Source organism: Janthinobacterium sp. FW305-128 (assembly GCF_020858135.1).
GTDB lineage: Bacteria > Pseudomonadota > Gammaproteobacteria > Burkholderiales > Burkholderiaceae_D > Janthinobacterium.
Map to the genome: position 1 here is coordinate 171,905 of NZ_JACYMK010000002.1, position 22,417 is coordinate 194,321.

The window sequence follows — 22,417 nt, forward strand, 5'->3', positions numbered from 1 at the left end:
GGGTTGGCGACATGATCTGCGTCAACAATACTGATGCAAGCTTCGGGCCAGCAAGGGGCCAGCGCCCGTATATGCAAAATCCGGATAAGCTAGCGCGGCACCATTCGTTCACGCCTGCAGATGGCACGCGGTATAGTCGGCCCATGGAACTCTTAGCCCACAATTTCAGCAGCGATTTCGCGCGCAGCGCTCACCTGGCCCGCGGCGCCAGCGCCGACGATGATGGTGCGCTCGTCGCCTTCCGCGACCCGCAGCAAATGAGCTTGCTGGTGCGCGCCACGGCCTTTGTCTTTGCCGACCCCCGTTCACGCCAGTTGCATGAACTGATCGAACGCATCGCGCCCAGCGAGGCGACGGTGCTGATCACGGGCGAGACGGGGACGGGAAAAGAGCTGATTGCGCGCCATGTGCACGGCTTGAGCGGGCGCGCCGAGCAGGCCTTTGTGGCGATCAACTGCGGCGCGTTTTCCGAAACCCTCGTCGAGAGCGAACTGTTTGGCTATGAAAAGGGAGCATTTACGGGCGCGCAGCAGGGCAAGCCGGGCTGGTTCGAGACGGCCAGCGGCGGCACCCTGTTCCTCGATGAAATCGGCGACTTGCCGCTGGCGATGCAGGTCAAGCTGCTGCGCGTGCTGCAGGAGCGCGAAGTGGTGCGCCTGGGCGCGCGGCGCGCCATTCCCATCGACGTGCGCCTGATCGCCGCCACGAACGTGGACCTGGCCGAAGCCGTGCGGGCCGGGCGCTTCCGCGAAGACCTGTATTACCGCCTGCAGGTGATCGGCCTGCCGCTGCGCCCATTGCGAGAACGCCCGGGCGACATCATGCCGCTGACGCGCCACTTCATGGCCCTCTATGCGCAGCGCCTGCACCTGGGCGAGGTGGAGCTGGACCTTGATGCGCAGGAGGCCTTGCTCAGCTATCCATGGCCGGGCAATATCCGCGAACTGGAAAACGTCATTCACCGCGCGCTGCTCGTGTGCCGCAGCGGCGTCGTGCGCGCCGAAGACCTGAGCTTGTCGGGCTGGCACCGCGCTCCGGCGCCTGCATCGGCCCCTGTGCCCGTGCCGGACGCGTGGGCCGGCGGCGCCGACATCGCCTACGCGGCCCACGGCGCGGCCGGCCAGGACGATTTATTGGCCGCCGAGCGCTTTGCCCGCGCCTGGCAAGCCTTGCTCGACTCGGGCGAGGCCGTGGAATTCGAAGCGATGCAGCAGGAACTGGTGCGCGCCGCGTGGGAGCGCAATGAGCGCAACCAGGTGCGCACGGCGAAACACCTGAACCTGAGCCGCAACATCCTGCGCACCTTTTTGAAAAAGGCGGGCGCCATCGACTAGGCGCGTGATGGATCTCCTGGAGCCGGACCCGCAGCGCTGCGGCTCCGGCTTTTTTCATGGCTGCTGCACGCGCAGCACATTGCTGCCATAAGTACAGCCGATTGCTGCGCAAGCAGCAGCTTCGGACGTCGATGGGTATCTAGCGCATGGCATGCTTTCTGCGAGGAGGGAGGGGCAGGCCGCCGCACCAATGTGCGGCGGTGTTTTCTTCGACCCACGACAGGAGTCCATGCATGACCATCGAATTCATCTGGCAATTGCCCACCAGCTGCGACGGCCGTTACGCGGCGCCCGGCATCACGCGCCGGGGCGAACGGGCCGCTGGCGCGCCCAGTCCCCTGCAGGCGGGCGTGAGCGACCCGCGCGGTGCGCGGCCACCGTTCAATTACTTCGACTACCTGCACCAGATCGCCCGCGCGGCCGACCTGTCCGGCTTCGACGGCATCCAGGTGCGCCACGATACGCAGGGCGATGAAAGCTGGATCGTCGCCGGCTATCTGGCCCGCAGCACGCTCCACCTGAAGCTGATCGCCGAATTCGACGCGGCCTGGGGTTCTGCCGTGTACGCGGCAAAGAACGCCGTCAGCTTCCAGCGCTTCACGGGCGGGCGCTTCGCCTGGCAGATCGGCCACGGCGGCGATGCGGCCGCGCGCAGGCGCCAGGGAGATGCGGCGCCGGACGCCGATATTCTGCCCCGCATCGATGAATTCATCACGGTGGCGCGCGGCGTACAGAACACGTCGCCGTTCAGCTTCAAGGGCAGGTTCTTCGAGGTGCAGGACGGCGGCTTCAAGGGGCCGCTGGCGAACCATGCTGTGAATAGTATTTACCTGACGGGGGAGACGCCCGAGGCGCTGGCCCTGTCGGCGCGCCAGGCCGACGTGCACGTCTTCGATGCGGCACCGCTGGCGGACTTGCAGCCTTCCATCGGCAGCCTGCAAACGCAGGCGCGCCAGCTGGGCCGCACCGTGGCGGCGGGCCTGCGCATCGACGTGCTGGCCCGTGAAACGTTCGACGAAGCCTTGCGCGACGCGCGCCGTTACCGCAGCGGCGCGGGCCTGCCCGACGAACTGCCGTCCGACGGCAGCGCCGCCGCGTTCTGGCCCGGCTTTGCGCAAGCGCAGACGGGCTCCCACGGCGCCCTGGTCGGCAGTTATGCGCAGGTGGCCGCCGCGCTGCAAGCGTACGCGCAGGCCGGAGTTTCCAGCTTCGTGCTGGCGGCCATCCCCCATTTCGAGGAAGCCTACCGCATCGGCGAACACGTATTGCCAGCCTTGCGCGCATCGTTGACGGCATCCGCGCTGAAAGCGGCCTGAATCCAACTTACCAAGGAGTACTTCACATGGCAATCGATTTTTTCTGGCGCATCCCCACGCATGGCGAACCAAGTTCGCACCGCGCCCGCACGCCGTTTCGCGGCGACTGGTTCCCCGGCAATGACAACCTGCGCCAAGCTGGCCTCGGTGGCGGCGGCGCCGACGGTTTTACCTACATCGACTACCTGGCGGAAATCGCCCGCGCCGCCGAGATATCGGGCTTCCAGGGCGGCCTGATCCCGTCGTTTCCCATGACGGATGAACCGTGGGCTATTTCCGCGCTGCTGGCGCGCGAAACGCGCACTTTCCGTTTCATGATCCCGTTCCAGCCCGGCTTTCTGAACCCCGTGGTGGCCGCGCGCATGACGGCCAGCCTGCAGCGGGCCACGGGCGGCCGCGCCCTGTACAACGTCATCACGGGCGGCGGCGGCCCGGCGCAGCTGTGGTGGGGCGATGCAGCCGGCCACGACGACCGCTACACGCGCACGACGGAATTTCTCGACGTGGTGCGCGGCGTGTGGCGCGGCGGGCCGTTTTCCTACCAGGGCAAGTTCTACCAGGTGGAAGACGCGGGCCTGGCCACGCCGTTGTCGGAGCAGGACTTCCCCGAGATTTACTTTTCCGGCTCGTCCGACGCGGCCCTCGGTTCGGCCTCGAAGCACGCCGATTACTACCTGACGTGGCTGGAACCGTTCGAGCAGCTGCGCGAGAAATTCGCCCGCGTGCAGGAAAAGACGGCGCTGCTGGGGCGCAAGATCAAGTGCGCCGTGCGCGTCGATATCGTCGCCCGCGCCACGGAAGAAGAGGCGTGGGACGAGGTGCGCAAGGGCTTTGAGGCCGTCGATGCCGCCACCCTGCACCAGTTCCTCGGCGCCGATGGCGGCGATTCCGTGGGTGCGGCGCGCCAGCGGGGCAACCGCCCGACCACCTTGAACAGCTACAAGGACCTGATCACGGCGCCGAATATCTGGTCCGGCTTCAATCTGCTGCGCGGCGGGCAGACGCAGGGCATCGTCGGCAGCTACCAGCAGGTGGCCGAACGCCTGGACGAGCTGGTGCAGCTGGGCGCCGACGCCTTCATCCTGGCCAGCACGCCGCACCTGGAAGAAGCGTACAGGGTGGGCGAGGAAGTGCTGCCGCTCGTACGCGGCCACACGGCAGCCTTGCTGCGCGCCGCTTAAGCGTCTTTCACCTGTTGCCGCGACAGCAGCGCCACCGACTGCTGTCGCGCAGGCAGCACGCGGCGGCGGCGCTGCTGCCAAATCAACAGCACTACCATGATGATAGTCTCCCTTTGAAATCAAGCACTTAACTTCCATTTTGCTGCGCTGCGGCAGCGGGCACGCCCCTTGCAATATAGGTCATCACCATCTCGCGTTTTGACTTTACTCAAGGATAATCACCCATGCGCCGTTCGACTGCCCCTGCCGCCTTCTCCCCATCTCCTCTTCATTTGACGCCAGTGCGCCGCGCGCTGCGCTCGGCCTTCGCCATCGGCGGCCTGATGCTCGCCCCAGGGTTGGCCCATGCGGAAACGCCTGGCGCCGATGTCATCGCTGCGGCTGACGCGAATGGCGCCGGCGAGGGCGCCTCGCTGCAATCGGTGACGGTGACGGCGCAAAAGCGCGAAGAATCGGCGCAGAAGGTGCCCAGCGCGATCACGGTCCTGGGTGGCAAGGAGCTGCTCGACACGGGCATCGGCCGCTCGGCCAGCGAAATCCTCAATTACGTGCCGAATGCCTCGGCCGGCACGCAGCAGCACGGCCGCCCGCGCTGGTGGATACGCGGCGTGGGCGCGGGCCAGCAGCAGGTGGATTTTCCGAATCCCGTCGGCTTCTACCTCGATGACGTCTACATCAGCAATTCCAGCGCCACGGGCTTTCCCCTGTTCGACCTGGACCGGGTGGAAGTGCTGCGCGGCCCGCAAGGCACCTTGTGGGGCAAGAACACGACGGGCGGCGCCATCAACGTGATCTCGCGCAAACCTTCGTTCAAGTCCAGCGGCTACGCCAAGCTTGACTACGGCAGCTACGACACCAAGCTGGCCGAAGGCGCCATCGGCGGCGCGCTGGTCGACGAAGTGCTGGCGGGGCGGCTGTCCTTCCATACGGAGCAGCAGGACAGGGGCCGCTTCCACAACCAGTTTACGGGCGAGCGCGATGGAAAACTCAAGGACAGCGCCATCCGCGGCCAGCTCAAGGCCCTGATCGGGCGCGACTTGACGGCGAACCTGAACCTCCATTACCGCGACTACACGACCAAGGGCGCCACCACCACCGTGGCCAGCTATGGCGCCAATGGCGTGTACCGCAACGGCTACATCCCCAGCACGAATCCCGACGACGTCAGCACGAACGCGCCGGCCGACAGCGACGTGAAACAGGGCGGCGCCCAGCTGAACCTCGAATATGCGCTGGGCGAGCTGACCCTCACCTCCATCACCGGCTATGAAAATTTCAGGAACGAGGCCACGGGCGACAGCGACAATACGCCGCTGGAAGTGGGCCGCAGCCGCGCCAAGGCCAGCAGCCGGCAAGTGTCGCAGGAGCTGCGGTTGACGTCGCCGCAGAACGGTGCCGTGAGCTGGGTGGCGGGCCTGTTCTACTTCAATGAAAAGATCGATGCCGATGCGGCCGGCGCGCGCCTGCCCAACGGCACGGTGCCGGCGCTGGCGGGCAGCACACAGCCCGTCGGCTACAACCGCACCATCTACCAGCACAAGGCGCGCAGCGCGGCCATCTTCGGCAGCACGACCGTCAACTTCAGCGAGCAGCTGCTGTCCACCTTCGGCCTGCGCTGGACCACGGAAACCAAGGACCTCGACTTGCGTCGCGTGCAGGCCGTCTCGAACACGGTGACGTTCGGCGACGCGGCCAACTGGTGGAACACGGTCCGGGGCGGCAATTACACGGCCGCCTCGGTCGCCAACAATAACTTCACGTCGAATCCATCGACCACGTGGAATGCGCTGACGTATGACGTGACGCCCGAATACCGCTTCAGCCGCACCCTGCGCGGCTACCTGAAATACGCACACGGCATCAAGTCGGGCGGCTACAACACGAGCGCCACGGACGTGCGGGCGCTCAATACGGTGAAGCCGGAAACCCTGAACTCGTTCGAGGCGGGCATCAAGTCCGAATGGCTGGACGGGAGCTTGAATTTCAACGCCAACGTTTTTCACTATGATTACAAGAACGTGCAGGTCAATATCACGGGCGTGTACAACGGCGACCCCACGCAAAGCGTCAATTACTTGCAAAACGTGCGCAAGGCCCACGTCAACGGCGCGGAATTCGAGATCGAGGCGCAGCCGACGGACAATCTGCACGTCAACGCCAACCTGGGCCTGCTGCGCACGGAATTCGACGACTTCGCCATCCAGAACAATGGCGGCGACCGTTCCGGCAACGAATTCGTGCGCTCGCCCCACGTGACGGCCCTGCTGGCGGCCGACTACCGCTACCCGCTGGGCAATGGCGCGCAGCTGGTCTTCAGCGGCGACGTGCGCTACACGTCGAAGCAGTACTACTATGTCGACCCGCAGAGCGACGCGCGCGGCTTGCTGAATCAGGGCGGTTTCGCCCTGGCCAATGCGCGCCTGTCGTACGTGCTCCCGGGCGGCAAGCAGCGGATCACGGCATATGCGAACAACCTGGCCGACAAGGTCTACCGCAACCACACCTTGACCAGCTTCGTGCCCGGCGCCGTCAACGGCGACACCGTCATCATCGGCCAGGGCCGCACGGTGGGCGCGTCGTACACGGTGCAGTTCTGAGCGTGACCGCCTGATGTAAAAGGCCGGCAAACTCGCCGGCCTTTTTTCCCGTAGGTCGGCTTAATGCAGCGGTAGGTCGGCTTAGCGCAGCGTAAGCCGACAACACCACTACGCCGCCACCATCAAGCCGCTACCCGCAGCAGTGCCTCCAGCCGCCGCTGGGCTTCCTCCAACGGCCGGCGGTCTATCCAGCTGTCGATATCGACGTCGCGGTCGAGAAAACCGTGCTGCAATTGAAAATCCTTCTGCTGGCGGAACAGCGCCACCTTGTCGTCGGACAGGTCGGGCGCCAGGGTCAGGTGAAAACCGTCGCGGTAGGCTTCGGCCACGGCGTCGGCGCCGGCCCGCGTCTCGCCCTGCAGGATGGCCAGCACCTCTTCTTTGTGGCTGCGCGCCCAGTGCGCGGCGCGCAAGGTCTGCGTCAAAAAGCGCACGACCAGCTCGAAATGCTGTTCCAGCATGGTTGCATGCACGGTGATCGGGCGCGGCGTGCCGTTGTTGACGCGGAAGCGCCGGTCGGGCAGGGCGTCGATGTCGATGGCCACTTCCAGCCCCGCCGCGCGGGCCGCCTCGGCCGCCGCCGCGCCTTTCACGTAGACGGCGTCGACTTCGCCGCGCAGGAGCGGGCCTATGCCTTGCCACAGGCCCGCGCCCAGATTGGCCGATGCCTGGGCGTCGGCACCCACTTCCACCAGCCGCACATCGTCGAGCGTGAGGCCGGCGGACGCCAGCACGCCCTTGTAGCCGGCCAGGCTCATGCCGCGCGCGATGCTGCGCCCGCGCCGGTTCTCGCGCAAGTCTTCGGCGCGGAACACGGGCAGCGCCAGCCGCTTGCCCTGCAGCTGCGCGGGCGTGGCGATGCCGGAACCGGGGCGCACGAGGATGGCTTGCCATTCATCGATCCACGTCAGGCCGATCAGGCGCGTGGGCGCCCCTTGCGCGCGCGCGGGCAAGGCCAGCAGGTTGCCCCCTTCGCGCACGAGCGTGGACAGGCCATGGTCGTAATGGTGGCGCGCCAGCTCGCCGCCCACTTCCTGCAGCGTCTTCAAGGCGATGCCGTCGCGGGCGAATTCTTCGTCCAGCCAGCCCAGTTTATAGGCCAGGCCCGTGGCCGTGGGCACGGGGCAGCGGGTGAACCAGACGGTATCGACGGCGGGGGAGGTTGCGGTAGTCATGGGATTCCTTGGTAAAGGTGAGGAAGACCGAACGCTGCACGAAACATGCCTGCTGCCGGGGTCTGACCCGCCGGGTCAGACCCCGAACCGCGCTTGCTGGCTGGCAGACAGTGCATATCCGTACCACTGCTGCCATGCCAGCAGCCGCTGTTGCGCAGGCAGCAGCGCTCCGTCATTTGTGCGGCCCCGGCGCTGGCACGCGTCTTGCGAAAGTAGAGGCATGACTGATTCGTACCTCAACCTCAAGAATGGAGCATGACATGACGGACGTGGCACAAGCACAAGCACCAGAGCAAGTACAAACCCCGGAGTTGACGGCGGCCGAACTGGCCTTCGTGGAGCAGGTGCGGCGCGATGCGCAGACCGCCTTCGACGGCTTGCGCGAGACGGGCAGCCTGACGGCCAACGGCACGGTGGGCTTCGTCGAGCGCACCCCTGGCGGCGACAAGGTCGTGGTGGTCAACGACCCGGGCCCGTTCCGCCGCGGCCAGTCCCTGAAGGCGGCCGTGCTGGCGCTCGATGGCACGGTGCTCGTGGGCGACGCCAACAACGGCGGCGCGCGTTACCTGAAACTGTTCCGCGAGCGGCCCGAGGTCACGTCGATTTCGCACGTGCACTCGCCATCGCTGGGTGCGTGGGCGCAGACGCATCGCACCCTGCCGATCCGCTATGTGCCCGTGCAGCGCTTCCAGCTGATCCGTGAAATTCCCATCTATATCGACCGCCGCCAGCCGGAAGTCGATTTCATCCTCGGCGAAATCGCGCGCAATACGCATGCGACGGCCATCCTGGAAGCGAACGGCGGCGCCACCGTGTGGGGCAAGCAGGGCTTGCTGAAGCTGGCCGAATTCATCCTGCTGCTGGAAGAGGGCGCGCAGATCCAGATCGCGGCCGAAGCCATCGGCGGTTCGCGCGACTTCGGTCCCGGCGTGCTGCTGCAGCAATGGAAGATGAGCAAGCTGATCGAAACGGCGCGCGCCTTGTCGTTATTGCCTGCCACCGACCTGGTGTAACCCTTACGAGAACAGGCCCGCAATGTCATTGAAATTCTTAGGTTTGAGCTGGCGCAAGCTGTCTGTCGCCGTAATGGCGGCCAGCCTGCTGGCGCCAGCCATCGCGGCGGCGGCCGAGCCGCTGCCGGCTGCCGTTCGCATCGCCGTCGTGGCGCGCACGGCGCCGTCCGGCAAGACCGTGTTTGCCGGTTCGGCCGCCCAGGTGGCTGCCCAAGGCTGGCTGGCGGCCGAACTGGGCAAGCTGGGCGTGAAGCTGGAATGGGTGCCCGTCACCACCAATTCCGTGGCGACGCAAGTCAACGAGGCGTTTGCCAACCACTCGATCGACCTGGCCCAGTATGGCGACCTGCCATCGATCATCGCCAATGCCTCGGGCCTGCAGACGCGGCTGATTTTGCCGGGTGGCAGCTTCAGCAACACTTACCTGATGGTGCCGAACGGCTCCACGGCCCGCTCGATCAAGGAGCTGAAGGGCAAGAAGATCGCCCTGCACCGTGGCCGGCCGTGGGAATACCCGTTCGCGCGCTTGCTGGAAGCGAATGGCATGAGCTTGCGCGACGTGAAAATCCTCAACCTCAATCCGCAGGCGGGCGCGGCGGCCGTGGCGACGGGCGGCGCCGATGCCTTCTTTACCCTCAGCGACGCCTTTTTGCTGGAAGATAAAAAGGTCGGCAAGATCATCTGGTCCAGCAAGGCGCCGCCGCAGGACTGGAAGATGCGCGCCGAACTGTGGGCCGACAGCGGTTTCCTGCAACGCTGGCCGCAGCTGGCCCAGCTGGTGGTGACGGCCTATGTGCGCGAGCATCACCGGGCCGCCGGCGCCGGTGGCGAAGACGAGTATGTGCGCACGGAGGCGGCGGCGGGCCAGGTGGAAAGCGTGGTGCGGCGCGAACTGGCAGGCGACCATACGCCGTGGCAGGCGCGCTGGTCGCCATTGTTTACGGCCAGCCTGCGCCAGCATTACCTGGGCGAGGCGGCATATGCGAAGAGCGCGGGCCTGATCGGGCGGCCCCTGCAAGTCGACAGCCTGTTCGCGCCCCAGTTCGTCAACCAGGCGCTGGCGCAGCTGAAATTGCAAACGTACTGGGCGCCATGACTTCCCTCACTATCGCCTTGCCGCGCTCTTGTGCGCCTGCGCATGCGGCGTCCATTCCCTGGCTGCGGCGTTTTGTGCGCTCGCCCTGGTCCGTGTGGGCATCGCCGCTGGCCTTGCTGCTGCTGTGGACGGCCGCCACCACCTTCGAGTGGATGCCAGCGCACATCTTGATGTCGCCCTGGCAAGTTCTGCTGACGGCGGCGGACCTGGCCGAAAGCGGAGAATTGGGCCAGCACCTGGGTATCAGCCTGTTCCGCCTGCTGGCCGGTTTCGGCCTGGGCGCCAGCGCGGGCCTGGCCTTCGGCGTCGTGCTGGGCCTGTCGCCTGGCTTGCGCAGCTATGTCGATCCCACTTTCAATGTCTTGCGCCAGTTGCCGACCGTCGCCCTGATTCCTTTGTTCATCTTGCTGTTCGGCATAGGCGAGAGTTTCAAGGTGTTTATCGTGGCCAAGGCCAGTTTCTTCATCGTCGCGCTGGCCGTGCATGACGCCATCCGCAACTTGTCGCAGCGCTACTTTGAGGTGGCGCAAGTGTATTGCTTTTCGCGCTGGCAGCGCATCCGTTTGATCGTCCTGCCCGCCATCGTGCCCGCCGCGCTGACGGGCATGCGCATCGCGCTGTCGCGTTCGTGGATGGTGCTGGTGGGCGCGGAATTGCTGGCCGCCGACAGCGGCCTGGGCCAGATGATGGAAATGGGCCGGCAAATGTTCCGCCTCGACGTGGTGATGGTGGGCGTGGTGCTGACGGGCGTGATCGGCTTCGGCCTGGACCGGGCTTGCCACGCGCTGGAAGCACGGCTGATGCGCTGGAAGCGCAGTGGAGAGAACGCATGAAGCAACGTTTGAGTGTGATCTTCAAGGGCGCGCTGCTGCCGCTGGCCTTGCTGGGCGTCTGGCAATGGGCATCGGGCCAGGGGGCGGCGGCCGCCTACATCTTCGTCTCGCTGGGCGACCTGGTGCACAGCCTGCGCGACCTGGTCTGGACGGGCGAACTGTGGGTGCATCTGCGCGCCAGCCTGGGCCGCACGCTGGCCGGCTTGCTGCTGGGCGGCAGCGCCGGCATCGTCACGGGTGCGCTGATGGCGCAGTCGCCGCTGGCGGACCGGCTGATCGGCCCGCTGTTCCACAGCATCCGCCAAGTCCCCCTGTTGGGGCTGATTCCCTTGCTGGGATTGTGGGTGGGCAATGGCGACGGCGCCAAGCTGCTCGTGATCGCCATCGCCGCCTTTTATCCCACCGTGCTCAACACGTATGCGGGCATGCGCCAGGTGGAAGGGAGACTGCGCGAAGTGGGGCAGGTGCTGACCCTGACGCGCTGGCAGACCCTGCGCCAGATTCTGTTGCCGGGCGCCATGCCGGCCATCGTCACCGGCGTCACGCATGCGCTGGCGTTCGCCTGGCTCGCTTGCCTCGGCGGCGAACTGCTGTTTGCGGCCGGTCCCGGCATGGGTTCCCTGTTGCTCAACGGTGAAGTATCGGGCCGTATGGACGTCGTGCTGCTGGCCGTGCTCGTGATCGCCTTGCTGGCGCAAGCGATGAACGTGGCGTTTGCGCGCCTCGCGCGTTTGCTGGTGAAGGGGCGCAGCAGTGAGTAAATCCCTGCCATTCCAGCCAGACGCGGCCGTCAGTGCCCGCGAAGGCGAGTTGCGCGCCTTCCTGCTGCGCTTTATCGGCCTGACCCTGCTGTCGGGCGTAACGATCGGCATGAACAAGGTGCTGGCCACCTTGCTGGGTTTGCATTTGCACGTGAGTAATTTCCAGCTGGCCGCGATCAGCAGCGCGGAAACCCTGGCCATGGCGCTGGGCACGATTCCGGCCGGCTATATTCTTTCGCGCGGCAATCCGAAGCATTTGTATGCGGGCGTCAGCCTGAGCCTGGCGCTGGCCTTTTGCGTGCTGCCGTGGCTGCCCGGCTGGCAATGGGTGGCCCTGCTGATGTTTCTCGTGGGACTGTGCATTTCGCTGCGCATCGTGGCCATGAGCACCGTGTTTCTCGTGCGCCTGCCGGAACTGGGGCAGGGCAAGGCGGGCTGGTACAAGGGCACCTTGATCCTCGGCATGCAGTTCCTGGGTCCCCTCTGCGGCAACTACCTGATCGCGCAGCTGGGCCTGAAGGCGGGCTTTTTGATTTCCGCCCTGATGTTCGCCATCCTGGCCGTGCTGGGCTGGCACGTATTGCCCAACAATACTTTGCCGGATAACACGGCACCGCGCAAGCAGATGGGACAAAGTGCGCTGCCCGGTGCGGCCAGCCTGCGCGAGCTGCTGTGCCTGCCTATCGTGCGCGTGACTTACCAGTTCGAAATCCTTGCCAGCTTCACGGCATCCAGCGTGGGCGTGTTTTCCATCCTGCTGGCCATCCGCGTGCTGCACTGGCCTGCGCACCACTCCGTCTGGCTGATGGCCGTGCAGGGACTCAGCTGCGTGCTCGTGCTGCTGTTCCTGGGGCGCTTCGTGCTGGCCAGCCGCTACCGCGAGCAATTGTATGGAGGCGCCCACCTGGCCATCATGGCCGCCTTGCTGATCCTGGGCTTGTGGCCGTCCAGCGTCGCCTACCTGGGCGCCTCCGTGCTGCTGGGACTGGGCCTGGGCGTGAATAACCTCGTCAATACGGACAACATCGCCCGCGCCCCCGTCGACAAGGCCCGCGTTTCCGCCCATCTGACCCTGTTCGGCATGGTGGGCGGCACGGCTGGCGCGCTGGCGGCCGGCCATCTGGCCGACGTGGCGGGCTTGCGTAATGTATTTCTGATCTGGCTGTTTCCGTGGCTGGCCGCCTGGCTCTGTTTCCACGGCAGCCGCTGGCTGCGCCGGGCGCCGCCCGCCGCCATTCCTTCCCTCGCCCCCACTGCAGAGAGCGCACCATGAATGATTTTGTTTCTCCATCGACCTTGCTGCCCCAGCGGCAGCAGCTGAGCGGCGGCTTGCAAGTGCAGCACGTGAGCAAGTCGTTTTCGCTGAAAGGCGCGCCGCTGCTGGTGCTCGACGATATTTCCCTGACGATTGCACCCGGCGAATTCGTCGCCATCGTGGGCGCCTCCGGTTGCGGCAAATCCACCTTGCTGCGTCTGCTGGCGGGTCTCGATACGGACTACACGGGCTTGCTGCTGCACGACGGCGTGCCGATCCGCGGCACGGACTTGCGCCGGGGCCTCGTGTTCCAGGATCACCGCTTGTTTCCGTGGCTGACGGTGCAGCAGAACGTGGCCATGGCGTTCAGCAATACCCGTGTGCCGCAGGCCGAGCGCGACGCGCGCGTGGCGGCGGAAATCACGCGTGTGGGCCTCGACGGCTATGCGGATGCCTATCCGCATCAATTGTCGGGCGGCATGTCGCAGCGGGCGGCCATCGCGCGTGCGCTCGTCGGGCGGCCCGATGTGCTGCTGCTGGACGAGCCGCTCGGTGCGCTCGACGCGCTGACCCGCTTGCGCTTGCAGCAGGAATTGCGCCGCCTGTGGCAGGACGAGGGCATCACCATGGTGATGGTCACGCATGACATCGATGAAGCCGTGTATCTGGCCGACCGCATCGTCGTGCTCGATGCGCGGCCGGGCAAGGTGCGCCGCGTGCAGGACGTGCCGCTGGCCCACCCGCGCCAGCGCGGTTCGCCCGGTTTCGTTGCCATCCGCGACGGCTTGCATGCAGATTTCAGCGACCTCGACGACACGCACGCGCCCGTGGCGCAGGAAGTGGATCCCAGCACCCTGTGGGATGGCAATGAATGGGCGCGCAGGATGGCGCTGTAGTTTTTTTGATATCCATCAACCTGGAGAGACAGCATGAGCAATGAAAGTCAGGCAGCAAACCAAGCACTCGACACCCTGTGGTACACGCGCTGTCCCGTCCCCACAGGCCTGGGCATTTCCCTGCAGCAGGGCTGGCTGGAAGACGCCTTGCGCGCCGACGGTACCAGTTTGCGCTCCTTGCGCGAATCGGACCAGGAAGCCGTGCGCGAATCGCATTTCGACCATACCTTGCAGAACTCCGTGCGCCACGGCGGCAATATTCCCGCCCTGTGGGCGCGTGCGGCGGGACGCGACACGCGCGTCATCGGCCTGTCGTGGTCGGACGAGACGCAGCTGATATTGACCCTGCCCGACAGCGGCATTCAGACGGTGCGCGACTTGAAGGGCCGGCGCTTCGGCTTGCCCCTGTGGGCCAGGGCGCAGATCGACTTTGCGCGTGCGCAAGCCTTGCGCGGGCTGGAAAATGCGCTGAGCCTGGAAGGTTTGACGGCTGCCGACGTGGAACTGGTCGATTATGTCATTCAAGCGGGCCAGAGCGAAACGCCACCGGAGCGGGGTGCGGCAACGAATCTGTTCAGCGGCGCGCGGCGCGGCGGCCAAAGCCCGGAGCTGCTGGGCTTGCTGCGGGGCGAGGTCGACGCCATTTTCCTGAAAGGCGCGTCGGCCGCCCAGCTGGCGCAGCAGTTCGGCTTGCACACGGTGATCGACACGGGTAGCCATCCGGAGCCCTTGATCCGCGCCAATAACGGCACGCCGCGCACCTTGACCGTCGATGCGCACCTGCTTGACCACCATTTCAGCTCGGCCGTGACCCTGGTGGAGCAAGTGCTGCGGGCCGAAGCGTGGGCGCGCGGCCATGCGGACGAGACGCGGCGTTTTCTGGCGCGCGAATCGAATGCCAGCGAGCACTGGGTGCAAGTGGCCTACGGCAATGATGCCCATCTGCGCCTGGACACGGATTTGGCGGAAACGTCGATCGCGGGCTTGCAGGATTTCAGCGACTTTTTGTTCCGCTGGAACTTCCTGCCCAGCAAGGTCGACGTGCGCGCGTGGATCGATCCCCGTCCTTTTGACGCGGCGCTGGCGCAGACACGCCGCGCGGCTTGAGCGGGAAGCACGTCAACGGTGGCCATGTTCGATGATGAGGAGAATGCGATGCGGCGACGCACGGTGATGGGCGGGCTGGCCTTGCTGCCCCTGGCGGGAAAGGCGGCCTCGGCGGCGAAAGCGGCGGGGGCGCCGCCGGCGGCCCTGCGCATCGCCTCGACGGGCTTTGCGGAAAACGGCAAGGCGGAACTGGGCGGCATCGCTTACCGCGTGCAGCAGGAAGGCTGGCTGGGCCGCGAACTCAAGCTGCGCGGCGTGCGGCTGGAATGGCTGCCCGTCACGGGCGACACGGGCGCGACCATGAACGAGGCGTTCGCCAGCGGGCGCATCGACATGGCCGCCTATGGCGACTTGCCGTCCGTCATACTCAACGCGGGCGGCGTGCGCACGCAGGTGATCGTGCCGGCGGGGCGCGGCACGGACCAGTTCCTGCTGGTGCCCACCGGCTCGCGCGCCACGTCCCTGGCCGAGCTGAAGGGCAAGCGCATCAGCGTGCACCGGGGCCGGCCGTGGGAACTGGGCTTGCGCCAGCTGATCGCCGACCAGCGCATGTCGCCCACGGATTTCCGCCTGATCAATATGGATTTGAAGCCGGGCACGGCCGCCCTGGCCACGGGCGCCGTCGACGCCTTGTTCATGATCAATGGCTATCCGCTGGAAGACAAGGGCATCGGCCGCATCATCTGGTCCAGCAAGGGCTTGCCGGAGAGAAAAATGCGGGCGGAACTGTGGGCGCGGCGCGACTTTACGCAAGCCTATCCCGATATTGCCGAACTGGTGGCCACGGCCTGGCTGCGGGCCCAGCATTGGGCGGCGCTCGATGGCAACCGCGAGGCCATCATCAAGGATGGCACGCGCAACGGCACGCCCGACAGCGTGGTGCGGCGCAGCTACGACGATCCGGGCTTGCAGTGGAAGGAGCGCTGGTCGCCGCTGTACGACGACGCCGTGTACCGTCATTACCGCCGCGTGCTGGCGTTTGCGCAGGAACAAAAGCTGATCCGGCTACCGTTGACGGCGGAAGAGTTGCTGGAACCGCGTTTCGTGGCGGCCGGCTTGAAAAAGCTGGGCCTGGCCAATTACTGGGAACCGGCCAAGGTGTAGTGCTCGCGTGGGACGTGGCTCAGTGCGGCAGGCACACGCGCCCGGCCACGACCTTGTCCGTGTCGTCGCCCGCATGCGCGCGCAGTTGCAGCAGCATCAGCGCCACGCCCAGCATCAGCGCCGCAGCGCAGAGTTTCTTGTGCATCGTCGTTCCCGTTTTCACTATCTATGAAGGTGTGCAGCGATATTATTGCCGAAATTCATCGTGCGGGCTGAGCAAGTGCCAAGCGTGCTTTACAATTATGCATCTTGCGCATCCGCGCCATCTGAATTGTATGCATAGTATGTGAAGGGAATGACAAGCCTGTGACTTCCAAGCCGATCAAGATCGCCGCCACCGTTGTCGTGGCTCTCGCCGCTGGGGCCGGCATTTATAGCTACACCCGTCCGGCCGCCACCGCCACGCCCGGTGCCCCGGCTTCGGGCAGCCCGGCCGCCGTGCCGCATTCCGCCGTCGATACGGCCGCCGTGGCCAGCCAATTTCGCGATTTGCTGGGCAATTTCCGCAAGATCATCGTGCTGCTGGCCGACGAACAAAGCTTGCCCGAAGGCGCGCGCGACGAAGCCCGTAAAGTGGGCCAGGCCCTGTTCCATGAAAACCAGGAGCGCATCGCCAGGCTCGATGCGGCGCTCGATCAATTGACGGCACCGACCAATCCGGGCCGCTTCGAAGCGCTCGACAGCCTGCTCACCTATATCGAATCCGACCCAAGCCTGTACGACGCGGACCGCCTGGCTTTCCGCGAACTGCTGCAAAGCATGCTGGCCGACGTGGCCAAGGACTCGTCCTTGCCGGCGATCAAGCTTCACAAGCGCATTTCCGAAGACCTCGACGCGCTGGGCGAGATCGAGCGCAATTACGAGAAGGAAATCCGGCAAATCTTCGGCAACCTGGGCCAGCGGTCCATCGAACTCAAGCGTGAACGGTGGGATGATTATGTGGCGCAGCTGAAAAAACTGTACAGCCGCGAACAGATTCTGAAGGAAAACGGCATCGTCGTTCCATATGCTGTTCCTCCCGCCGGCTCCATGCCCGAAGCCAAGCCGGCGCCAAAAAAAGATGAGGCGGAAATCTTCGGCCTGGGCTTACCGAAGAAAACCATCGTGCTGACCTTCGACGACGGCCCGCACCGCCGTTACACGGAAGAAATCAGCGCCATTTTGAAACAGTATGGCGTGCCGGCCGTGTTCTTCAACGTGGGCCGCAACCTGGGGTCGCTTGATGCGGAAGGCCACGCCAAGCTGGGCGCGGGTGCGGAAGTGAGCCGCAAGCTGATGAAGGAAGGCTATGCCGTGGGCAACCACAGTTTCAGCCATGCACAGCTGTCGAAACAGACGGGCGACAAGCTGAAAGGCGAAATCCTCGGCACCGACACTTTATTAAAGGCCATCAGCCCCGAGCGGGCCGCGCTGTTCCGCTTTCCGTATGGCGCGCGCAACAGCGAAGGCATGGCCGCGCTGGCCGATGCCCATTTGAAATCCGTGATGTGGAATATCGATTCGCTGGACTGGGCCGACCCCGTGCCCAGCTCGATCACGAACCGCGTGCTGGCGTCCGTCGACAAGGCGGGGCGCGGCATCGTCCTGTTTCACGATATCCACGAACGCACGGTGAAAGCCTTGCCGGCCGTGCTCGACAAGCTGATCGCGGAAGGCTATCAATTCGCGGGCTGGGATGGCACGAGCTTCCAGGTGGCGAAAAGCACGGCGCCCGCGCCCGAGAAAGTGCCCGTCACCACGGGCTACGCCAATTCCTGGGCCGTCGTGATCGGCATCGACGATTACGCGAAATGGCCGAAATTGCAATATGCGGTGCGCGACGCGCAGGGCATCCGCGAAACCCTGATCGAAAAATTCGCGTTTGCGCCCGAGCGCGTCGTGACCCTGAAAAACGGCGAAGCGACACGCAACAACGTCCTGGCCGCCTTCCATGACAAGCTGGCCCATGGCGGCGTGCAAAAGAATGACCGCATCTTCGTCTTCTTCGCCGGCCACGGCGCCACGCGCAAGCTGAGCTCGGGCCGCGACCTCGGCTACATCGTGCCCGTCGATTCCGACCCGGCGCAGTTCGCCACGGATGCGATTCCGATGACGGAAATCCAGAATATCGCGGAGTCCTTGACGGCCAAGCATGCGTTCTTCGTCATGGACGCCTGCTACAGCGGCCTGGGCCTCACGCGCGGCGCCGGTTCCAGCTCTTTCTTGCGCGACAACGCCAAACGCATCGGCCGGCAAATGCTGACGGCCGGCGGCGGCGACCAGCTGGTGGCCGATGGCGGGCCGAACGGCCACTCCGTGTTTACATGGACCCTGCTGCAAGGCCTGGCGGGCAAGGGCGACCTGAACGGCGACGGCCTGATCACGGCCACGGAACTGGCGGCGTATGTAGCGCCGGCCGTGTCCAGCGTGTCGAACCAGACGCCCGCGTTCGGCAGCTTGCCCGGTTCGGAAGGGGGCGATTTCGTCTTCGAATTGCCAGGCGAGACGGAATTCCTCAGCCCGAACACGACGCAGCTGTCGACGGAAGCCATCGCCCTGAACAGCAAGCTCGACGCCAAACCGGCGGCGGCCAGCGTGACGGTGAAGGATTTGCAGGGCGGCGAACAGAAGATCGTCACGCCGGGCGCCGTGCCGACCTCCACGCGCCAGCTGGCCCAGCGGGCCAACGACCGCGGCTTGCAGCTGTACAAGGAGAAACAGTACGCGCAGGCGGAAGCGCAATTTACGGAAGCGCTGAAATTGCGCCCCGACTTCGCGCTGGCGGCCAATAACCTGGGCTTTGTCTTCTACAAGCAGGAAAAATACCGCGAAGCGGCACGCTGGTTTGAAAACACGGTCAAGATGGACCCGTCGCGCGCCATCGCCTACCTGAACCTGGGCGACGCGTATGCCAAGGCCGGCGATGCGGCCAAGGCGAAAGCGGCCTATAAAACCTATCTGGAACTGGCGCCGACGGCCTCGACGGCGCCGGCCGTGCGGCAAAAGATGGAGAAGCTGTAAGTTGACGTCCAACTTGCCCATGGTCCACGTCTTCACCTGCAGCGGCCGCTTTCCCAGCTGGGAAGCGCTGCAGGCTTACTTGGCGCCCGCGTACACGGAAGATGGCGATGCCGTGCCGTCGCCATTCTTCCTGGAAACGGGCCTCACGTGTTATGAGCCGGCCTGCTTCGAGAGCGCGCTGCTGGCCGCGCCCGCGCCGCTGGCAGAGTTGCTCGATGGCGTGTCGTATGCGGACAACTGGCTGGCGCAGGCGTGCGCGGACGCGCAGGGTGTGCTGGCCGATACGGTCGTCTGCGTGTTTGCGCCGAATCGACTGGCGCATCCGCACCGCAGCTCGCTGCACCACGTGGGCAGCTACGCCTGCGACGGCGGCTGAGCCTCATTTCCGCGTTGTTCATGTATGAGCTTGTTGACGCTGGCCAGCAGGCTGGTGCCCGAGGTGGTGATGAAACGGGCACCCGCCGCCTGCGCTTCCGTGCCATAGCTTGCCAACGTATCCTTGTTGCAATAGACGATGATCGGTAATGCGGGCTGCGCCTGCCGCACTTCGCGCACCGTGCGCACGCCCGCATCCTTGACCCGGCGGCCGTTTTCCACCCTGGCCATGTCCGTGATGAACAGCGCGTAGTGTTTCTGTTGCAGCATGGCCAGCGCCTGCCGCGTCGACACGGCCTGGTCCACCTTGATGTTTTCCCGTTCCAGCTGCTCCATCAGCAAGGTATTGTTGCGCGGGTGGTCGTCCAGCCACAGCACGAGGCTGGCAGGCTTTTGCGCCGTCGGCGCGGCGGCCAGGGCCGTGACGGCGGCGGCGCCATCGGGCGGATGGGCCAGCAGCAACTGCGTGACGGCTTCCTGCATGTCGTCGAGCGACTTTTGCTGCAAACGGCTCAGTTCCGTCACTTCGATTTCCTTGCCGCTTTCCAGGCGCACGGATTCGTTTTTGACGAGGCTGTCGGCGCGCTTGATCATGATGGACAGGTAAATGCGCGTGAGCAAATAGCCGATCAAAAAGCCGTGCACGGAAAAGAACAGCATGATGCCGCCCACTACCGCCATGGCCGTGGGCGTGTCCGTGGCCAGGCTGGGCGCGATAAAGGCGGCCATGCTGCGCGCGCTGCCAGGCAGGCTTTTGAGCTCGATCAAACCCACGCCGACAATGATTTTCGTCAGCCAGTCCGACACTTCCACCAGATTCGAATTGATTTCCATGGGCGTGGGCGTGCCCAGGAACAGGGTATTGCTGGGGTTGCCGGTTGCCGCGTCCGCGCTTGCCGGGGGAGGCTCGTCCGTGGAACGGCCCTTGCCATTAGCCTGCTCGTCGGGCGGGGCGGCGTTGACGGTGCCCGAGGGCAGACTGCGCGGTATGCCGAATAAAAACCCCAGCAGCATGCCGCTGACGCAAAAGCCCAGGCTCCACAGCAGGGCCGGCACGGCGTGGTAGTAGGGCGGCAGCAGGGCGCCCGCCAGCACGGCCAGCAAGCCCGCCAGCAAGATGAACAGCAGGATGTACGGCAGCACGTCGCGCTTGCGCACGGCCGCTGTGACGCTTTTGCTCGCCTTGCCGCTGCTGTCGCTCAGGTCCACGGTCGCTCCTTGAAAAATGCTGAATCCAGGCAGCCGGTCTGCCGCGTATATATCCCGTAGGAGCCTGTACTGACATCATAAAAAGGGGAGACGCGATGCGGTTGATAAAACGCAAACAGCTGGCAGCTTGTGCCTTGTTGCTGGTGGCCGGCGCCGGCAAGGCGGCTGCGCCGGAGGCCGCATCGTCCACGGATGCGTCGCGCACCGTGCGCGTGACGGGCCACTACGACAACGCCGTCGGCACCTCGGACGCGGCCAGCCAGGGCGTCATCACCAATGAGCTGATCGTCAATCGGCCCGCCTTGCGCACGGGCGAATTGCTGGAATTCGTGCCGGGCCTGATCGTCACCCAGCACAGCGGCGACGGCAAAGCCAACCAGTATTTCTTGCGCGGCTTTAACCTCGACCATGGCACGGATTTCGCCACCTATGTGGATGGCATGCCCGTCAACATGCGCACGCATGCGCATGGCCAGGGCTATTCCGATCTCAATTTCCTCATTCCCGAGCTGGTGCAGCGCATCGATTACAAGAAGGGGCCGTATTTCGCCGGCGAAGGCGATTTCGCCTCGGCGGGCGCGGCGCGCATCCGCCTGGCCGACAAATTGCCGCAAGGCCAGGCCAGCGTGTCCGTGGGCCAGCATGGCTATGTGCGCGCCGTCGTGGCCGATTCCCTCGATGCAGGACCAGGCACCTTGCTGTATGGCCTGGAAGTGAACCGCAACAATGGCCCCTGGGACGTGCCGGAGCGCGTGCGCAAGGTCAGCGGCGTGCTGCGCTACAGCCAGGGCACGCCGGACGACGGCTTCAGCGTGACGGCCATGGCCTACAAGAACAGCTGGAACGCCACGGACCAGGTGCCGCTGCGCGCCGTGGAGTCCGGCCAGATCGGCCGTTTTGGCTCGCTCGCGCCCAGCGACGGCGGCGACACCTCGCGCGCCAGCCTGTCGTATGCGATGCGCCGGCGCACGGAAAACCGGGTGTTCGAGTTTGACGCGTACCTGATCCGCTCGCAGCTGGAACTCAACAGTGACTTCACCTATTTCCTGGCCGACCCGGCCGCCGGCGACCAGTTCCAGCAAAGCGAGCGGCGCACGGTGGCCGGTGTCAACACGAGCGAAAGCTGGACCACGGAGCTGGCGGGGTTTTCCATGCGCAACAAGCTCGGCGTGCAGGCCCGTTATGACCGGGTGTCGCCCGTGGGCCTGTACAGCACGGTGGACAGAGTGCGGCAAGCCACGGTGCGCGAAGACCGGGTGCGCGAGGCCAGCGTCGGCCTGTACGGCGAAAACACGACCCAGTGGCTGCAGTGGCTGCGTTCCGTGGCGGGCGTGCGCTACGACACCTACCGTTTCAATGTGGCCAGCAGCATAGCCGGCAACAGCGGTACGGCGCAGGACCACGTGGTGTCGCCGAAACTGTCCGTGATCCTGGGGCCGTGGAGCCAGACGGAATTCTTCGTGAACTACGGCAAGGGTTTCCATAGCAACGATGCGCGGGGCACGACGCAGACGCGCTTGCCCGATGGCACGCCTTCGGCTCCCGTGACGCCCCTCGTGCCGACCAGGGGCCTGGAACTGGGCGCGCGCTCGGAATGGCTGCCGGGCCTGCAAAGTTCGCTGGCCCTGTGGCGGCTCGATCTCGCGTCGGAACTGCTGTTCGTGGGCGACGCGGGCGAAACGCAGCCGAGCCGTGCCAGCCGCCGCCACGGCATCGAGTGGAACAACCATTATGTTGCCGCGCCGTGGCTGCTGTTCGACCTGGACCTGGCCGCCTCGCGCTCGCGCTACACGCAAAACGATGCGGCCGGCAACCATATTCCGGGCGCGATCGGCAAGGTCGCGTCGTTCGGCGTGACCGTGACGGACCGGGGGCCGTGGTCGGGCGCCTTGCAGCTGCGCTATTTCGGCCCCCGTCCCCTGATCGAGGACAACAGCGTGCGCTCGGCCTCGACCACCCTCGCGTATGCGCGCCTCGCCTACCAGCTCGACCGCAGGACGCGGCTGTCGCTCGACGTGTTCAACCTGTTCAACAAGCGCGCCAGCGACGTCGATTACTACTATGCGTCGCGCCTGCCCGGCGAGGGGGCGGACGGCGTGAATGACCGGCACTTTCATCCCGTCGAACCCCGGTCCGCGCGCTTGACCTTGTCATATGCGTTCTGA

The 22,417-nt window shown here is 65.4% G+C and carries 18 protein-coding genes; 15 read left to right on the forward strand and 3 right to left on the reverse strand.

Features of this window, described 5'->3' with window-relative positions:
* Nucleotides 1-143 precede the first annotated feature (143 nt).
* The 4 genes from IGS60_RS05530 to IGS60_RS05545 all read left to right on the forward strand — a co-directional run bounded on the left by IGS60_RS05530 (nt 144) and on the right by IGS60_RS05545 (nt 6,428).
* The gene (locus tag IGS60_RS05530) at nt 144-1,334 is read left to right on the forward strand and encodes a sigma-54-dependent Fis family transcriptional regulator (RefSeq protein ID WP_306798465.1); all 1,191 of its coding nucleotides are present in this window, start codon (nt 144-146) and stop codon (nt 1,332-1,334) included.
* A 233-nt stretch (nt 1,335-1,567) separates the two neighbouring features.
* On the forward strand, nt 1,568-2,650 hold the full coding sequence (locus tag IGS60_RS05535; RefSeq protein WP_230502927.1) for an LLM class flavin-dependent oxidoreductase: 1,083 nt from the start codon (nt 1,568-1,570) through the stop codon (nt 2,648-2,650).
* A gap of 26 nt (nt 2,651-2,676) precedes the next feature.
* The gene (locus IGS60_RS05540; protein ID WP_230502929.1) at nt 2,677-3,831 is read left to right on the forward strand and encodes an LLM class flavin-dependent oxidoreductase; all 1,155 of its coding nucleotides are present in this window, start codon (nt 2,677-2,679) and stop codon (nt 3,829-3,831) included.
* Between the two features lie 224 nt (nt 3,832-4,055).
* Nucleotides 4,056-6,428, forward strand: a complete 2,373-nt coding sequence (locus IGS60_RS05545; protein WP_230502931.1) for a TonB-dependent receptor — start codon at nt 4,056-4,058, stop codon at nt 6,426-6,428.
* 122 nt (nt 6,429-6,550) lie between these two features.
* Here the strand turns inward: IGS60_RS05545 and IGS60_RS05550 are convergent, their stop codons facing one another.
* The gene (locus tag IGS60_RS05550; protein ID WP_230502933.1) at nt 6,551-7,603 is read right to left on the reverse strand and encodes an ABC transporter substrate-binding protein; all 1,053 of its coding nucleotides are present in this window, start codon (nt 7,601-7,603) and stop codon (nt 6,551-6,553) included.
* A gap of 260 nt (nt 7,604-7,863) precedes the next feature.
* Between IGS60_RS05550 and IGS60_RS05555 the strand changes: the two genes are divergently transcribed.
* Genes IGS60_RS05555 through IGS60_RS05590 form a run of 8 tightly spaced genes read left to right on the forward strand, consistent with a single transcriptional unit; the run spans nt 7,864 to nt 15,668 of the window.
* Nucleotides 7,864-8,616, forward strand: a complete 753-nt coding sequence (locus IGS60_RS05555; RefSeq protein WP_230502934.1) for a class II aldolase/adducin family protein — start codon at nt 7,864-7,866, stop codon at nt 8,614-8,616.
* Nucleotides 8,617-8,638: 22 nt separating this feature from the next.
* Nucleotides 8,639-9,712 carry an ABC transporter substrate-binding protein gene (locus tag IGS60_RS05560; protein WP_230502936.1) on the forward strand — a complete coding sequence of 358 codons (1,074 nt, stop codon included), beginning with the start codon at nt 8,639-8,641 and terminating at the stop codon, nt 9,710-9,712.
* Complete coding sequence (locus IGS60_RS05565; protein ID WP_083287941.1) at nt 9,709-10,545, forward strand: ABC transporter permease; 837 nt, start codon at nt 9,709-9,711, stop codon at nt 10,543-10,545. The genes IGS60_RS05560 and IGS60_RS05565 overlap by 4 nt, the downstream gene beginning before the upstream one ends.
* Nucleotides 10,542-11,306 (forward strand): ABC transporter permease, encoded by a 765-nt coding sequence (locus IGS60_RS05570; protein ID WP_230502938.1) that lies wholly within the window; start codon nt 10,542-10,544, stop codon nt 11,304-11,306. The genes IGS60_RS05565 and IGS60_RS05570 overlap by 4 nt, the downstream gene beginning before the upstream one ends.
* The gene (locus IGS60_RS05575; protein WP_230502940.1) at nt 11,299-12,579 is read left to right on the forward strand and encodes an MFS transporter; all 1,281 of its coding nucleotides are present in this window, start codon (nt 11,299-11,301) and stop codon (nt 12,577-12,579) included. The genes IGS60_RS05570 and IGS60_RS05575 overlap by 8 nt, the downstream gene beginning before the upstream one ends.
* The gene (locus tag IGS60_RS05580) at nt 12,576-13,457 is read left to right on the forward strand and encodes an ABC transporter ATP-binding protein (RefSeq protein WP_230502941.1); all 882 of its coding nucleotides are present in this window, start codon (nt 12,576-12,578) and stop codon (nt 13,455-13,457) included. Before IGS60_RS05575 ends, IGS60_RS05580 begins: the two co-directional genes overlap by 4 nt.
* A 33-nt stretch (nt 13,458-13,490) precedes the next feature.
* Nucleotides 13,491-14,564 carry an ABC transporter substrate-binding protein gene (locus IGS60_RS05585; protein ID WP_230502943.1) on the forward strand — a complete coding sequence of 358 codons (1,074 nt, stop codon included), beginning with the start codon at nt 13,491-13,493 and terminating at the stop codon, nt 14,562-14,564.
* A gap of 48 nt (nt 14,565-14,612) precedes the next feature.
* The gene (locus IGS60_RS05590; RefSeq protein ID WP_230502945.1) at nt 14,613-15,668 is read left to right on the forward strand and encodes an ABC transporter substrate-binding protein; all 1,056 of its coding nucleotides are present in this window, start codon (nt 14,613-14,615) and stop codon (nt 15,666-15,668) included.
* 19 nt (nt 15,669-15,687) lie between these two features.
* On the opposite strand, the gene IGS60_RS28320 is transcribed toward IGS60_RS05590, so the two are convergent.
* On the reverse strand, nt 15,688-15,813 hold the full coding sequence (locus IGS60_RS28320) for a hypothetical protein (protein WP_268993670.1): 126 nt from the start codon (nt 15,811-15,813) through the stop codon (nt 15,688-15,690).
* A 161-nt stretch (nt 15,814-15,974) separates the two neighbouring features.
* On the opposite strand from IGS60_RS28320, the gene IGS60_RS05595 reads away from it, so the two are divergent.
* Both IGS60_RS05595 and IGS60_RS05600 read left to right on the forward strand, forming a co-directional pair.
* Nucleotides 15,975-18,668, forward strand: a complete 2,694-nt coding sequence (locus IGS60_RS05595) for a polysaccharide deacetylase family protein (protein ID WP_230502947.1) — start codon at nt 15,975-15,977, stop codon at nt 18,666-18,668.
* Nucleotide 18,669: 1 nt separating this feature from the next.
* Nucleotides 18,670-19,044 (forward strand): immunity 22 family protein, encoded by a 375-nt coding sequence (locus IGS60_RS05600; RefSeq protein ID WP_230502949.1) that lies wholly within the window; start codon nt 18,670-18,672, stop codon nt 19,042-19,044.
* On the opposite strand, the gene IGS60_RS05605 is transcribed toward IGS60_RS05600, so the two are convergent.
* Nucleotides 19,023-20,252: a response regulator gene (locus tag IGS60_RS05605; RefSeq protein ID WP_230502951.1), complete on the reverse strand. Its 1,230-nt coding sequence runs from the start codon at nt 20,250-20,252 to the stop codon at nt 19,023-19,025. The genes IGS60_RS05600 and IGS60_RS05605 overlap by 22 nt on opposite strands.
* Nucleotides 20,253-20,347: 95 nt before the next feature.
* On the opposite strand from IGS60_RS05605, the gene IGS60_RS05610 reads away from it, so the two are divergent.
* Nucleotides 20,348-22,417 (forward strand): TonB-dependent receptor, encoded by a 2,070-nt coding sequence (locus IGS60_RS05610; RefSeq protein ID WP_230502952.1) that lies wholly within the window; start codon nt 20,348-20,350, stop codon nt 22,415-22,417.